The organism is Sphingopyxis sp. UBA6723, assembly GCF_002454115.1.
Lineage (GTDB): Bacteria > Pseudomonadota > Alphaproteobacteria > Sphingomonadales > Sphingomonadaceae > Sphingopyxis.
Genome location: NZ_DKIH01000006.1, coordinates 206,496 through 220,836, shown reverse-complemented (window position 1 = coordinate 220,836; position 14,341 = coordinate 206,496). Strand labels below are relative to the sequence as shown.

Sequence of the window (14,341 nt, the reverse complement as noted above, 5' to 3'; positions counted from 1 at the left end):
TTCGGTCGTTTCTCCCGGCAAGTCAAGCAAGGAGCGACCGGCACGGCGAACGGCTTTGCGCTTCGTCGTTAGCGCCGCTAGGGCGGTCGCATGACCGCGTCCGAACCTGATTATTGCGACATTGCCATCGTCGGCGGCGGGCTGGCGGGCGGGCTCGCCGCGCTGGCGCTCACGGCCAAGCGTCCTGCGCTCGACGTGCGGCTGATCGAACCCGATGCGATCGGTGGCAATCATATCTGGTCGTTTTTCGACAGCGACATCGCCAAGCGCGACCGCTGGCTCGTCGCGCCGCTCGTCCGCTATCACTGGGACAGCTATGACGTCGCTTTCCCTGACCGCGAGCGCCGGGTGAGGATGGGGTATAAGAGCATCACCGGCGAAGCGCTGGCCGAAGCGGTGGCTGCGGCACTGCCGCCGGGCCGAATCATCGCCGATAAAGCCAGGCATTTCGCGCCCGACCATGTGCTTTTGTCGCGCGGCGGGCGATTGACGGCAAAGCATGTCATCGACGCGCGCGGTACCGGCAAAACGTCGATGCTCGATTGCGGCTGGCAGAAATTCGTCGGGCAGGCGCTGACCGTCGAGGGTGGGCATGGCATCGAGCGGCCGTTGGTGATGGATGCCACGGTCGAACAGCTCGACGGCTATCGCTTCGTGTACCTGCTTCCCTTCGATGCTCAGACGGTCTTTGTCGAGGACACTTACTACAGCGACACACCCGATCTAGATGTCGCAGCGGTGCGCGACCGGATCGCGATCTATGCGGCGCGGCGGCAGTGGAATGTCACCGCGGTGACGCGCGAGGAAACCGGCGTGCTCCCCGTCGTCGTCGCGGGCGCGTTTGACCGTCTGTGGCCCGCGATCGACCGCACCGCGCGCATCGGCGTGCGCGCTGGGGTGTTCCACGCCCTGACCGGCTATTCGCTGCCCGATGCCGTGCGCACCGCGGCGGCGCTGCCCGCGTTGCTCGACCGCGGCGATCTGGGCGCTCGGCTGCGCAGCCGCGCCGCGGGGTCATGGCGCCGCCAGCGTTTCTATCGGATGCTCGGCGCGATGCTGTTTCGCGCCGCCGAACCGGATGAGCGATACCGCATTTTTCAGCGCTTTTACGGCCTCGCGCCCGGCCTGATTGCGCGCTTTTATGCGGGACGGTCGAATACCGCCGACAAATTGCGCATCCTGTCGGGCAAGCCGCCCGTATCTGTACGCCGCGCGCTTGCGGCACTTTCAAAACTGGACTGGAAATGACTCGCACCGCACTTGTTATCGGCGCTGGCTTCGGCGGCCTCGCGCTTGCCATCCGGCTGCAATCGGCCGGAGTGGTGACGACGATCGTCGAGGCACGCGACAAGGCCGGGGGGCGCGGTTACCACTGGCAGCGGCAGGGGTTCACCTTCGACGCCGGGCCGACGGTGATCACCGATCCGCCGTGCCTGCAGGAACTATGGGCGCTTAGCGGGCAGGATATGGCCGCCGACGTGACGCTCGATCCCGTGATGCCCTTTTACCGCCTGAACTGGCCCGACGGCACCAATTTCGATTATTCGAACGACGAAGCGGCGCTGAACGCCGAAATCGCGAAGCTCAATCCTGCCGACGTCGCGGGGTATGAGAAATTCCTGACCTATTCGAAGGGGGTGTATGAGGAGGGCTATGTCAAGCTCGGCTCGGCGGCATTCCTTGACTTCGCCTCCATGATCAAGGCGGCGCCAGCGCTGATGAAATATCAGGCGTGGCGCAGCGTCTATTCGATCGTCTCCTCCTATGTGCAGGACGAGCGGCTGCGCCAGGCGCTGTCGTTCCACACGCTGCTCGTCGGCGGCAACCCGATGAACACCAGTTCCATCTATGCGCTGATCCACACGATCGAGAAAGAGGGCGGGGTGTGGTTCGCGCGCGGCGGCACGAACAAGCTGGTCGCGGGCATGGTGGCGCTGTTCGATCGGCTGGGCGGGACAATCCGTCTCGCCGACCCGGTGACCAAGATCGAGACGCAGGGCGACCGCGCGACCGCGGTGCAGACCGCGAGCGGCTGGCGCCGTGAGGCGGACATGATCGCATCGAACGGTGACATGATGCACAATTATGCTGCGCTGCTGTCTGACCATCCGCGCGGCAAAAAAGCGGCCAAATCGCTGGCGCGCAAGCGCTGGTCGCCGTCGCTTTTCGTCGTCCATTTCGGGGTGAAGGGCGAATATCCCGACATCGCCCATCACAGCATCTTGTTCGGGCCGCGCTACAAGGGGCTGCTCGACGACATCTACAAGAACGGCGTCGTGCCGGACGATTTCTCGCTCTATCTCCACCACCCGACCGCGACCGACAAGGCGATGGCGCCCGACGGCTATTCGACTTTTTACGTGCTCGCCCCGGTCGCGCATCTGGGCAAGGCGAAGGTCGACTGGGACGGCGCGTTCGGCCAGCAGTTTGCCGATGCGATCCTGGACGAGGTCGAGGCGCGGGTGCTGCCGGGGCTGAAAGCCAATCTCGCGACCAGCTTCCACTACACCCCCGCCGATTTCGGTCGCGACCTGTCGGCGCATCTGGGCAGCGCCTTCAGCCTGGAGCCGGTGCTGTGGCAAAGCGCATGGTTCCGCGCGCACAACCGCGACGATGTGATTTCGAACCTTTATTTCGTCGGCGCCGGGACGCATCCGGGAGCGGGGATTCCTGGGGTGGTGGGGAGCGCGAAGGCGACTGCAAAACTGATGCTGGAAGACGCTACCTGAATGCCAAACACCGTTCGCCCTGAGCTTGTCGAAGGGTCGTTCTTCCTTCAAAGGCGAGGAAGGAAAGGGCAGGGCTTCGACAAGCTCAGCCCGAACGGAAATTTGTGAAAGCCTCAGAGCAATGAAACGTCTTGCCGTCTATTGCGGGTCCGCCACCCCTGCCGATCCGATCTATATCGAAACCGCGCGCCATGTTGGCCGCACGCTGGCTGAGCGCGGCATTGGCGTCGTTTATGGCGGTGGCCGCCTTGGGCTGATGGGCGCGGTGGCCGACAGCGCGCTTGAGGCAGGCGGCGAAGTCATCGGGGTAATCCCCGACGCGCTCGTCGGCACCGAAGTTGCGCACCGCGGCTGCACCGAATTGCACGTCGTTTCGGGCATGCACGAACGTAAGAAGATGTTTACCGACCTCTCCGACGGTTTTCTCACTATCCCCGGCGGCGTCGGCACGATGGACGAATTGTGGGAAGCGATCAGCTGGGCGCAGCTGGGTTATCACAACAAGCCGGTCGGGCTGCTCAACGCCGCGGGATTTTACAACGACTTGATCGCATTCAACCAGAATATGATCGACGTCGGCTTCATCCGCCCCGCGCATGCCGGGATCATGATCGTCGACGCCGGGCTCGACGATCTTCTCGAGAAGATGGCGACCTATGAACCCCATGCGCCGATCTTCGCGATGAAGGCCGACGATCTGTAATGGATGCGGCGCCACAATGATTGAGGGGGTCTATGACGCGCACGCCCTCCACGGTTTCGCGCACGACAGCATCGCGCGCGGCTCGAAAAGCTTTGCGCTCGCCAGCCAGTTGTTCGACCGCGAAACCCGCGAACGCGTCTGGCTGCTCTATGCCTGGTGCCGCGCTGCTGACGATCTGACCGACGGGCAGGATCACGGCGGCGCGATGTCGCAGGACCATGATGCGCAGGCCGCGCTCGCGCGCATCCGCACCCTGACCGACGCCGCCTTTGCCGGACAGCCGACGGGCGACAAGGCGTTCGACGCGCTCGGCTTCCTGCTCACCGAAGTCGCAATCCCGCGCGCGGTGGTTGACGACATTATCGCGGGCTTCGCGCTCGACGCCGACGACTGGCGCCCGCGTAGCGAGGCCGATCTGCTGCGCTATTGCTATCATGTCGCGGGCGCGGTCGGGGTCGCCATGGCGCTGGTGATGGGGGTCGATCCCGCTGACGAAGCGACGCTCGACCGCGCCTGCGACCTCGGCATCGCGTTCCAGCTCGCCAATATCGCGCGCGATGTCGCGGAGGATGCCGCCGCCGACCGCTGTTATTTGCCGATGGAATGGATGGTCGAACTCGATATCCCGCCGGGGCAGCATATGCATCCGGCGTTCCGCGGGCGGCTGACGGTGATGGCCAAATGGCTCGCCGAAATGGCCGAGGAATATGAGGCATCGGCGCGCTGGGGGGCGCGCAAGCTGCCGCCGCGCAGCCGCTGGGCCGTGCTCGCTGCCGCGGGCATCTATGGCGACATCGCGCGCGAAGTCCGCGCCCGCGGCGACCATGCGTGGGACCACCGCGCCAGCACGACGCGGCTCGCCAAGCTTGGCTGGATCGCGCGCGCGGGGTGGTCGGTGCTCCGCCGCCCGCCGGGACACCGGATCAGCCGCGACGGGCTGTGGACGCGCCCGCGCAACGGGGCGAGTGGATGACCCAGATCGAATGGCTGGCCGCGGTGCTGGTCCTGATCAACGTCGCGCTCGTCGCGCTGCGCAGCGTATGGAACTATCCCTTCGCGCTGGTCGCGGTCAGCCTTTATGCGGTCGTCTTCTATGATGCACGGCTGTACAGTGATATGGTTTTGCAGGGTTTTTTCTTCGCGCTCAATCTCTATGGCTGGGCCAGCTGGATGCGCGCCCGCGATGACAGCGGGGTTCCGGTCGGGTGGATGGACCAACGCGCGCGCCAGCGATGGGCGATCGTTACGATCGCCGCATGGGCCGCGTGGAGTTTCGCGATGGACCGTTACACCGATGCCGTCGCTCCCTGGATCGACGGCGCGGTCGCGATGTTCAGCATCACCGCGCAATGGCTGCTCGCGCGGCGGCGGGTGGAAAGCTGGTATCTGTGGATCATCGTCGATCTGATCGCGATCCCGCTTTTCGCGTGGCGCGGGCTGTATGCCACCAGCGCGGTCTATGTTGTGTTGCTCGGCCTGTCGATCGACGGGTTGATCCAGTGGCGCCGCGCCGCGGCAACGGGCAGGGTGGCGTTGTAATGCACCATGTCTGTTTCCACGGCGCCGAGAGCACCGGCAAATCGACGCTGGCCCCGCGCCTTGCGCTGCGACTGGGCGGGCTGGTCGTCCCTGAATATGGCCGCACCTATGCCGAGGCGAACGGCACCGACCTCGACGAGATCGACCTGCTGGCGATTTTCGACGGCCATATCGCGGCGACCCGCGAAGCAATGGCGCAAAACCCCGACTGGTTGATTTCGGACACCGATCCGCTGATGACGCAGGCTTGGGCGATCATGCTGCTCGGCCGCCGTTTGCCCGAAATCGATCTGTGGGACGATGTTGCAGACCTCTACCTCGTGCCGGCGATGGACCTTGAATGGCAGGAGGACGGCACCCGCCTGTTCGGCAGCGACCTGGCGCGGCGGCAGTTTATGGACGTCGCGATCGGCGAGCTTGAGCGACGAAGGCTTAGATGGGCCTGGGTCCAAGGCGATGGCGACGCGCGGCTGCAAAGCGCGCTGGCGGCGGTGGAGGCGGCGGGATTGGGGTGATCTATCCTCCCTGTGGCGAAGCCATGGGGAGGCGGACCGTTCGCGAAGCGAATGGTGGAGGGGCGTTGCGACGGTAGCGTTATCGCCCCTCCGTCAGCGCTTCGCGCTGCCACCTCCCCATCGCTACGCGACAGGGAGGATCAAGCGGCGTAAGCATCCCGCAGTTCGCGCTTCAGCACCTTACCGATCGGGCTGCGCGGCAGTTCGTCCACGACGGTGATGCCGCTGATCCGCTGCGTCTTGCCGACCTTGGCGTTGCAGTCGGCACGGACGCTTTCTGGATCGGCGCCGTCTTTCAGCACCACGAACGCCACCGGCGTCTCGCCCCATTCCTCGCTCGGCATGCCGACCACGGCGGCCTCGACGACGCGGTCGTCGGCGAGCAGGATCGCTTCCAGGTCGCTCGGGAAGATATTGAAGCCGCCCGAAATGATCATGTCCTTGGCGCGGTCCATCAGGGTCAGGAACCCATCCTCGTCGATCCGTCCGATGTCGCCGTGGCGATAGTATAGATTGCCGTCGGTATCGTACCAGTGCATCGCCTTGGTCGCGTCGGGACGGTTGTTATATCCGGTCATCATCGCAGGCGAGCGGCCGACGACTTCGCCGACCGACCCTTGCGGCAGTTCGTTACCCTCCTCGTCGATCACCTTGGCGATATGGCCTGGCGCGGGGCGGCCGACGGTGTGCAGCTTGTCGGGAAATTGATGCGCCTCGAGGATGAACGCTGCGCCGCCCTCGGTCATCCCGTAAATCTCGACCAGCCCGCCCGGCCAGCGTGCGAGCACATCGGCTTTCAGCGCGGCAGGGAAGGGAGCCGAGGTGCAGTATTTGACGACAAAGCTGCTGAGGTCGAAGCTGTCGAAATCTTCCAGTGCCATGATGCGGCGATATTGCACCGGGACCAGCATGGTGTTGGTCGCGCGCTCGCCCGCCGCGAGTTCGAGGAACCCGCGGGCGTCGAATTTTTTCATCAAGACGGTCTGCCCGCCCGACCCGACGGTCGGCAGGAAGCTCGCCATCGTCGTGTTCGAATAGAGCGGAGTCGATAATATGGTGACCGCGTTGGGACCATAAGCGGGGGCGCCGCGAATGATATGCTGCCAGCGCATCGCATGGCTGTGGATGATACCCTTCGGCGTGCCGGTCGTCCCCGACGAATAGATGATGTTGAAACCGTCCTCGGGCAGGATCTCGACCGGCGTGGGCTTGGCGCCTGCCAGCGACAGCCAGGCATCGAGTGGCGTCCCCGCCTCGCTGCCGTCCATCGCGATCAGGTCGCTGGCGGCGATGGCCTGTCCCTCCAGGCTCGCTCTGGCCGCGCTGTCGAGGAACAGGTGGCGCGCGCCGGTATCGGCGATCATCGCCGCCATCTGCTCGCCCGTCGCACTGTTGGTGACCAGTCCCGCGACGCCGCCCGCGCGTAGCGTGCCGATGATGACGGCCATTTGTTCGACGCTGTTCAGCCCCGCGATCGCGGTGCGGTCGCCCTTCGCAAAGCCGTCCTGCTGCAAGCGCGCCGCGATTCGGTCGGCCAATTGATCCAGTTCGGACCAGCTAAGCCGCCGCTCGGCGTCGGCAGCCGCTAGGGCATCGGGGCGTTCCGCGGCGTGGGCACGGACCAGGTCGGGCAGGGTGGCGAAGTCGCCGTCGAGCATCTGGGCTGCAGTCATGCTGCGGAGTTAGCACAGGCGCGGTGTCGCGCAATGCCCGGTGCTGCGGGTAGCTTGTCGGTCGGGGCGAGGGAGTGCGGATGGAATCGAGCGCTGGGACTGCATCCGAAACGCTGTACGCTGCCCCTCACGCCGCGCCGCTGGTGGCGCTTTTCCATCCCGACACAGCGCGCGCCGCGCAGTTCGCGGCCGCTATCGTCGCCGAGGGATGGCGCGTCGAGCGGCTCGTTCCACCCGCCGCCGGTTTGCGGCCTTGGCTCGACAGCTGTTTCGATATGCTTGTCCTCAACCCCTTTCTCGGCTGGCAGGAACCCGCAGAATTCGTTCGCCTGGCGCGCAGTATCGCGGGCCGTCGGCCGATGCTGGTGCTGTCCGATCGCGACAGCGTTGCTGACCGGCTGTTGGCCCTGCGCGGAGGCGCGGATGATGCCGCAGGATGGACCGGGAATTTGCCCGAAATACTTGCCCGAATTGCGGGATTGCTGCGGCGCGCGCGGCTGACGGCGGGGCAGATCGGCGCGGGCGAGCTTCGCATCGATCTGATCGACCGGCGGGTCGAGCGCGCAGGACGGCTCATCCGCCTGCCGCTGCGCGAGTTCGACCTGCTCGCCAATCTGGCGCGCGTTCCCGATCGACCGATGTCGCGCGATGCGCTGCTCCGCGCGGTGTGGCGGCTCGATTTCGACCCCGGCACCAACCGCGTCGAAGTGCATATGTCGCGGCTGCGCGCCAAGGTCGATCGCGGCTTCGCCTGGCCGATGCTGTGGACGGTAAAGGGGCAGGGTTATGCGCTGCGGTCGCGACCAGACCAAGGTTCGGACTAGGACAGGGTATCGAGGCGCCCTCGCTTGACCAAAAGTTTCAGCTTGCTACTGATCTGGGACATAAGAAACCAACGATTCCCGGAGATGATGGCCCGATGCACCCTTCCGTTCATGCTCGCAGTAACCCTGACAAAGCCGCGATCATTGTCGCCGAAACGGGCGAGGCGATCAGCTATGGCGAACTCGACGCGGCGTCGAATCGCGCCGCGCAGCTGTTTCGCGCGCATGGGCTTGGGCATGAAGATGTCGTCGCCTTCATGCTCGAGAACACCCCGCATTATTATGGCCTGACTTGGGGCGCGCAGCGGTCGGGGCTGCGCTATGTCTGCATCTCGTCGCGGCTGACGCAGGACGAGACCGACTATATCCTCGAAAATTCGGGCGCCAAGATGCTTGTCGTCTCCGCCAGCCTGAGTGAGGCGGCGCAGCAGCTGACCACCACGATCACGCGTTTCGCGATGGGCGGCGAGATCGCGGGCTGGCCGCGTTGGGAGGATGCAGTCGCCGCGATGCCCGCGACCCCTGTCGCCGACGAGCGCGCCGGGGTCGACATGCTCTATTCGTCGGGGACCACCGGGCGGCCCAAGGGGGTGCGCGTTCCGCTGCCCGAAGAGCCCGCGATCGACGCGATGAACAGCCTGGTCATGCTTGCCTCGGCGGTATTCCAGATCAATGCCGACAGCATCTATCTGTCGCCCGCGCCGCTGTATCATGCCGCCCCGCTGCGCTGGTCGATGACGATCCACCGGCTGGGCGGTACCGTTGTGCTGATGAAGAAATTCGATCCCGAAGCGGCGCTGGCGCACATCGAAAAATATCGTGTCAATTCCAGCCAGTGGGTGCCGACGCATTTTGTGCGGATGCTGAAACTGCCCGAGGAGGTTCGTACCCGCTACGATACCTCGTCGCTCAAGGTCGCGATCCACGCCGCCGCGCCGTGTCCGATCCCGGTGAAGCAGGCGATGATCGACTGGTGGGGGCCGGTTCTCTTCGAATATTATGCCGGGTCCGAAGGCAATGGCATGACGTTCATCTCCAGCGCCGACTGGCTGACCCACCGGGGCAGCGTCGGGCGCCCGATCCTGGGCACCGTGCACATTATGGGCGAGGATAACGAGACCGAGCTTGGACCCAACGAGGAAGGCACCGTCTTTTTCGAAAGCGAGAATGTCTTCGAATATCACGGCGATGACGAGAAAACCGCGTCGAGCCGCAACTCGAAGGGTTGGTCGACGCTGGGCGATGTCGGCAAGCTGGACGAAGAGGGTTTCCTGTATCTCACCGACCGCAAGAGTTTCATGATCATCACCGGCGGCGTGAACGTCTATCCGCAGGAGATTGAAAATCACCTCGTCAACCATCCGAAGGTCGCCGACGTCGCCGTGGTCGGCGGGCCGCACGACGAAATGGGCGAGGAGGTGATCGCGGTGATCCAGCCGGCGGATATGGCGGATGCGACCGACGAACTCCGCGGCGAACTGATTGCCTATGCGCGAGAGAAACTGTCGGGGGTAAAAATCCCGCGCCGCATCGACTTTCTGGAAGCGCTGCCGCGCCACGACACTGGGAAACTGTACAAACGCCTACTCCGTGACCAGTATTGGGACAAGGCGAAGGCGGAGACCTGAGCATGAGCGCGCGTGTCGAATTTTTCTTCGACCTGTCGTCGCCTTGGACCTGCCTTGCGTTTCACAATCTGCCGGGCCTGCTGGAACGCACGGGCGCGACCGCCCGGTACCGACCGATCCTGGTCGGCGGGGTGTTCAATGCGGTCAATCCTGCCGTCTATGCGGCGCGTGAGCAGGCAGACAACCGGCGGCTCCAGCACAGCTGGAAGGTGCTGCAGGACTGGGCGCGACTTGCGGGCGTGCCGATGAATTTTCCTTCGCAGTGGCATCCGGCCAAAAGCATCGCTGCAATGCGGTTCTGCTGCGCGCTGGAGGAGGATCAGGCGGCGCTCGTGCGGTTCGCGCGCGGGGCCTTTGCCAGCTATTTCGAGCGGCAGGAAAATCTCGACGATCCGGGGGTACTTGCCGCGGTCGCCGATGCCGAGGGACTGGACGGCGCCGCGCTCGCGGCGGCGGCGGGCAGCGATGCGGCCAAGGCGCGACTTCGCGCCAATACTGATGAGGTCATTGCGCGCGGCGGCTATGGATCGCCGACGATTTTTGTCGATGGCGATGATATGTATTTCGGCAACGATCAACTCCCGCTCGTCGAAGCGGCTTTGAAACGCTGAAAGGGATGCTCCCGTGAAAGACCGTATTTCCATCACTATGCTCGACGGCGGCATCGCCGACGTCCGCTTGATCCGCGCCGACAAGATGAACGCGCTCGACCCCGCAATGTGGGCGGCGCTGACCGAGGCGGTCGATACGCTGAAGGCGACGGCAGGGCTGCGCGTTGTTGTCCTGTCGGGGGAGGGCCGTGCCTTTTGCGCCGGGCTTGATCTCTCCAGCCTGAGCAATGAGCGAGATCCCGGGACCAGCAGCACCGGCGGCAGTCTGAACGAACGCGCACACGGGATTGCCAATGGCCCGCAATATGCGGCGTGGGGGTGGCGCGAACTGCCTGTACCGGTGATCGCCGCGGTGCATGGCGTTGCCTTTGGTGCGGGCAGCCAGATCATGGCCGCTGCCGACATCCGCATCGTCCATCCCGACACGCGGATCGCGATCATGGAAATGCGCTGGGGCCTGGTTCCCGACGTCGCCGGCATGGCGCTGTGGCGCACGCAGGTCGCCGACGATGTGCTGCGCGAGATGATCTACACCAACCGCGAATTCAACGGTTCGGAGGCGAAGCTGCTCGGGTTCGCGACGCATGTGTCCGATAATCCGTTGGCTAAGGCGTTGGAGCTGGCCGCGGTGATCGCCGACAAGAACCCCCATGCGATCCGCGGCGCCAAGCGGCTGTGCAACATGCTCGCCGACGCGACCGACGCCGAGATTTTGCAGGCCGAAAGCGATGAGCAGGTGAAGGTTATCCGGACTCCGAACCAGATGGAGGCGGTGATGGCGGGGATGCAGAAGCGGAAGCCGAATTTCGTGGATTGAACGAGCCGGAAGGCTGTCCTTTCCCTCTTCGTTCGCATCGAGCGAAGTCGAGATGCGTCTAACGCCGCGCTAGCGTGTCTCGACTTCGCTCGACACGAACGGGTTGAAGGGCAGGTTCTTTACAGCAACCCCAAAAACCGCACCGCATTGTCCCAGTCGCGCTTGTGCGCGGCGCGTTGCGCCTGCGCCTCGGCATCGACGCCCCAGCGGCGTTCCTGATATAATTGGTCCAGGCTGACTGCGTCCCACAAATGCTCGGGGTGGAACGCTTGCGCCATGCAGGCCAACCCGGCGACGAGCGACCCGCCGATCGTCACGAGCGGGGTCAGCGCGGTCATCCGCCACGGGTCGAACGCAAACACCGTGTCGCGCAGCGCCGAGACCGTCGCGGGCGGCTGGTCGACCGGGAGTATTCCCTGCGTGATGATGAATTCGACCCCGAATTGCGCTTCGGCCCAAGCCAGAATCGGGTTCCACGCCGCCACCTGCTCGGCCTGTAACGCCGCATCGCGGTCGTCGCGGTAACAGAGGAGGTCGGTTGCCGCATAGGCGGCGACGGGTTCGGCGAATACAACCGGGTCGGGCGCGGCAAGGTCGATCGCGGCATTGGCGAGCCCGGTCATCGGCATCGCACGCGGATCGATCGTCTCGCCCTGCGCCTGCCATTCGGCTGCAATCGTTTCGGCCAGCGCCGCGCTCGCCACCACCAGCGGTGCGCGGTGCGGGGTGCGCATCGGCCGTCCGTCGAGCGCGACACCCCAGCCACCGTCCTGCGGGACGACGGCGACCTCTTTCCAGAAGCGTTTCACAGGTTTTTGGGGGAGCGCCAGCGCCGCGCGAGCAACCGCGGCATCACAGCGAAATCGAAAGCGCCGATCAACACCAGCGCCACGCCGATCCAGCGGTCGGTCGGCTGCCCCGCCAGCTCCCAGCCGCCGCGAATCAGCACGAAGCCGATCAGCACCAGCAACGCGCCCGCAAGGCGCATCGCGACAATCGCGAAATATCGTTTCTTGGCGAGCGCGTCGTCGGCTTGGGTCATGCCCCCTCCCTATCGCCGCCAAGGTGGCGCATCAACTGCGCGAGCGCGCCATGACCCGTTGCTTCGACGCCCGCGGCAACGCGCTCGCGTTCGTCGGCGGACTTGTTCTGCGACAACTTGACCGTCGGTCGCCATGCGGTGACCCGCAGCTCGAAACCGGTAATGGCGCCGGTCATCTTGCTGAACAGCGCCGGGTTCATCTTGTCGCGCGTCCACGGCGGGTTCGCGCAGACGCGCGCCTCATGGTTCGCCGACAGCGTGTCGAGGTGAGCGATGAGCGTTGCGTCGTCGAGCTTGCTGACGACGCCCTCCATTTCAATCGCGACATAATTCCACGTCGGCACCTGGTCGGCTGCCTCATACCAGCTGGCGCTGACATAGGCGTCAGGCCCCTGCACGACGGCGAGCGCGGTCGCGCCATCGAGGTGCCGGGTCAGCGCATTGCCGCGCGCGAGGTGAAATTGCAGCGTGTTGCGGTTATCGCTCAGCACCACCGGTGCGTGCGCGACGCGTGGGCCGTCGGGGGTGGCGGCGAAGATCGCGGCAAAACCGATCTCGCGGACCAGCAGTTCGGCCAGGTCGTCCTGCCGCGGCCGAAAGGCGGAGTTCGGGTGCATCAGCTTGCTCGCGGTGGGCGCGCCGGGTGTTTCTTCGCGCTCGGTTTTTTGCCTGCGGCTTTTGCGGGCGCCGGTTTGCCGGGCTTGCCCGATTTCGCCTTGGCCTTGGGTTTAGGCTTGCCGACGAAGTCGGTGGGCTTGCCCTCCGCAGTGCGCCCGCGGCGTTCGCCGCGCCGCGCCTTGCGGATTTGTTTGCTGTGCGCCTTCGCCTGCGCTTTCAGCGCCGCTTTGGGCGGCGGGCCTTTGTCGGTCGGATCGATCCCGACCTCGCCCAGCAGCAGGTCGAAGCCCAGCGCGTCAAGGCTGGCTGCGAAATGGTCCGGCACTTCTGCGCTGATATCGATCGCGCCGCCATCGGGATGATCGATGCGCAGGCGGCGGCTGTGCAGGTGCATCTTGCGGCTGATCGTGCCGGTCAGGAACGCACCCTTGCCGCCATATTTGCCGTCGCCGACGATCGGATGGCCGATCGCCGCCATATGGACGCGCAGCTGGTGGGTGCGGCCGGTCAGCGGTTGCAATTCGACCCACGCGGCGCTGTTCCCCGCGCGCTCGATCACGCGGTACCGGGTCTTGGACGGCAGGCCGTCGTCGTGGACATGCATTTTCTCGCCGCCCGAACCCGGCTGTTTGGCCAGCGGCAGGTCGATCTCGCCCTGCTGGATGTCGGGCACCCCGACGATCAACGCCCAGTAGGTCTTTTTTGCGCTGCGATTGGAAAAGCTCTTGGCGAAATAAGCGGCGGCGCGCGGGGTGCGCGCGATCAGCAGCGCGCCTGACGTATCCTTGTCGAGCCGGTGGACGAGCTTGGGGCGCGTCGGTGCGTCGAATTTCAGCGCGTCGAGCAGACCGTCAACATGGCTTTCGGTCTTGGTGCCGCCTTGGGTGGCAAGGCCCGGCAGTTTGTTGAGGACGATCGCGCTCGCGTCCCTGTGGATCATCATCCCCGTCGCCAGTTCGATGTCGGCGTCGGTCAGGGGGCGCCCCTTGCGCGCCGGACGCGCTGCGGCTTCGACCGGCGGGGTCGGCATCACCAGCTTTTGACCTGCGGCGATGCGGTCCGACACATCGGCCTTTTTGCCGTCGAGGGTCAGCTGGCCGGAGCGCGCCCAGCGCGCGAGCAGCGCGTGCGGCGTACCTTCGCGGTGGCGCTTGAACCAACGGTCGAGCCGGATGCCGTCGTCTTCCTCGGCGATCGTAGCGCCGTCGAGTTGTGGCTTGGCGTCGCTCATGCCGGCACCTGCCGCATGATGAAGAGCCCGAGCCCGCACGCCGCGATCGCGCCGATTACCGACGCGAGGACATAGGCGGCCGCCTGAGCGTTTTGGCCGCGTTCGAAAAGCATCCAGAATTCCATGCTGAAAGAGGAGAAGGTGGTGAAGCCGCCGAGAATCCCGACGCCAACGAACAGCCGCACGGTGTCGCTGATACCATCGCCGCGCGCGAGCGCACCGATGAGCAGTCCCATGAGCAGGCTGCCGACGATATTGATCGCCAGCGTCCACCAGGGAAAGCCGGGACCGAGCCGCGCGAGCATCGCCTGCCCCACCAGATGGCGGGCACCGGCGCCGATCGCGCCGCCGATCATGACGGGAAGCAAGCTGTTCATGGCGCTCGCCCTAGCCCGAAACGGCGGCGAGGCA

16 protein-coding genes are annotated in these 14,341 nt (G+C 65.2%); 10 read left to right on the top strand and 6 right to left on the bottom strand.

Going from position 1 to position 14,341, the window contains the following annotated elements:
* Positions 1-90 precede the first annotated feature (90 nt).
* The 6 genes from crtY to B4F07_RS04625 all read left to right on the top strand — a co-directional run bounded on the left by crtY (position 91) and on the right by B4F07_RS04625 (position 5,486).
* The gene (crtY, locus tag B4F07_RS04650; RefSeq protein ID WP_293702444.1) at positions 91-1,248 is read left to right on the top strand and encodes a lycopene beta-cyclase CrtY; all 1,158 of its coding nucleotides are present in this window, start codon (positions 91-93) and stop codon (positions 1,246-1,248) included.
* Entirely contained in the window at positions 1,245-2,729 is a 1,485-nt protein-coding gene (locus B4F07_RS04645; protein ID WP_293702442.1) for a phytoene desaturase, read from the top strand. The genes crtY and B4F07_RS04645 overlap by 4 nt, the downstream gene beginning before the upstream one ends.
* A 121-nt stretch (positions 2,730-2,850) precedes the next feature.
* On the top strand, positions 2,851-3,432 hold the full coding sequence (locus B4F07_RS04640; protein ID WP_293702439.1) for a TIGR00730 family Rossman fold protein: 582 nt from the start codon (positions 2,851-2,853) through the stop codon (positions 3,430-3,432).
* Positions 3,433-3,448: 16 nt separating this feature from the next.
* Entirely contained in the window at positions 3,449-4,405 is a 957-nt protein-coding gene (locus B4F07_RS04635) for a phytoene/squalene synthase family protein (protein WP_293702436.1), read from the top strand.
* Positions 4,402-4,971, top strand: coding sequence for a nicotinamide riboside transporter PnuC (pnuC, locus tag B4F07_RS04630; protein ID WP_293702433.1), 570 nt, complete (start codon positions 4,402-4,404; stop codon positions 4,969-4,971). The genes B4F07_RS04635 and pnuC overlap by 4 nt, the downstream gene beginning before the upstream one ends.
* Complete coding sequence (locus tag B4F07_RS04625) at positions 4,971-5,486, top strand: AAA family ATPase (protein WP_293702431.1); 516 nt, start codon at positions 4,971-4,973, stop codon at positions 5,484-5,486. The genes pnuC and B4F07_RS04625 overlap by 1 nt, the downstream gene beginning before the upstream one ends.
* 140 nt (positions 5,487-5,626) lie before the next feature.
* Here B4F07_RS04625 and B4F07_RS04620 read toward each other — a convergent pair whose 3' ends face one another.
* On the bottom strand, positions 5,627-7,159 hold the full coding sequence (locus B4F07_RS04620) for a class I adenylate-forming enzyme family protein (protein WP_293702428.1): 1,533 nt from the start codon (positions 7,157-7,159) through the stop codon (positions 5,627-5,629).
* Between the two features lie 80 nt (positions 7,160-7,239).
* Here B4F07_RS04620 and B4F07_RS04615 point away from each other — a divergent pair, with 80 nt between their 5' ends.
* From B4F07_RS04615 to B4F07_RS04600, 4 genes are all read left to right on the top strand, one after another.
* A complete protein-coding gene (locus B4F07_RS04615) occupies positions 7,240-7,983 on the top strand; it encodes a response regulator transcription factor (protein WP_293702425.1) in 744 nt (247 codons plus the stop codon).
* Positions 7,984-8,078: 95 nt separating this feature from the next.
* Positions 8,079-9,611, top strand: a complete 1,533-nt coding sequence (locus B4F07_RS04610; RefSeq protein ID WP_293702423.1) for an acyl-CoA synthetase — start codon at positions 8,079-8,081, stop codon at positions 9,609-9,611.
* Positions 9,612-9,613: 2 nt separating this feature from the next.
* Positions 9,614-10,222 carry a 2-hydroxychromene-2-carboxylate isomerase gene (locus B4F07_RS04605; protein WP_293702420.1) on the top strand — a complete coding sequence of 203 codons (609 nt, stop codon included), beginning with the start codon at positions 9,614-9,616 and terminating at the stop codon, positions 10,220-10,222.
* 13 nt (positions 10,223-10,235) lie between these two features.
* On the top strand, positions 10,236-11,039 hold the full coding sequence (locus B4F07_RS04600) for a crotonase/enoyl-CoA hydratase family protein (RefSeq protein WP_293702417.1): 804 nt from the start codon (positions 10,236-10,238) through the stop codon (positions 11,037-11,039).
* Positions 11,040-11,158: 119 nt separating this feature from the next.
* Here the strand turns inward: B4F07_RS04600 and B4F07_RS04595 are convergent, their stop codons facing one another.
* Genes B4F07_RS04595 through crcB form a run of 5 tightly spaced genes read right to left on the bottom strand, consistent with a single transcriptional unit; the run spans position 11,159 to position 14,307 of the window.
* Positions 11,159-11,848, bottom strand: a complete 690-nt coding sequence (locus tag B4F07_RS04595; RefSeq protein ID WP_293702414.1) for an ATP12 family chaperone protein — start codon at positions 11,846-11,848, stop codon at positions 11,159-11,161.
* Positions 11,845-12,081, bottom strand: a complete 237-nt coding sequence (locus B4F07_RS04590; RefSeq protein WP_293702411.1) for a hypothetical protein — start codon at positions 12,079-12,081, stop codon at positions 11,845-11,847. The genes B4F07_RS04595 and B4F07_RS04590 overlap by 4 nt, the downstream gene beginning before the upstream one ends.
* A complete protein-coding gene (locus B4F07_RS04585; protein WP_293702408.1) occupies positions 12,078-12,698 on the bottom strand; it encodes an FMN-binding negative transcriptional regulator in 621 nt (206 codons plus the stop codon). Before B4F07_RS04585 ends, B4F07_RS04590 begins: the two co-directional genes overlap by 4 nt.
* Positions 12,698-13,930, bottom strand: a complete 1,233-nt coding sequence (locus B4F07_RS04580; protein ID WP_293702405.1) for an RluA family pseudouridine synthase — start codon at positions 13,928-13,930, stop codon at positions 12,698-12,700. The genes B4F07_RS04585 and B4F07_RS04580 overlap by 1 nt, the downstream gene beginning before the upstream one ends.
* Positions 13,927-14,307 (bottom strand): fluoride efflux transporter CrcB, encoded by a 381-nt coding sequence (crcB, locus tag B4F07_RS04575; protein ID WP_293702402.1) that lies wholly within the window; start codon positions 14,305-14,307, stop codon positions 13,927-13,929. The genes B4F07_RS04580 and crcB overlap by 4 nt, the downstream gene beginning before the upstream one ends.
* Positions 14,308-14,341 lie beyond the last annotated feature (34 nt).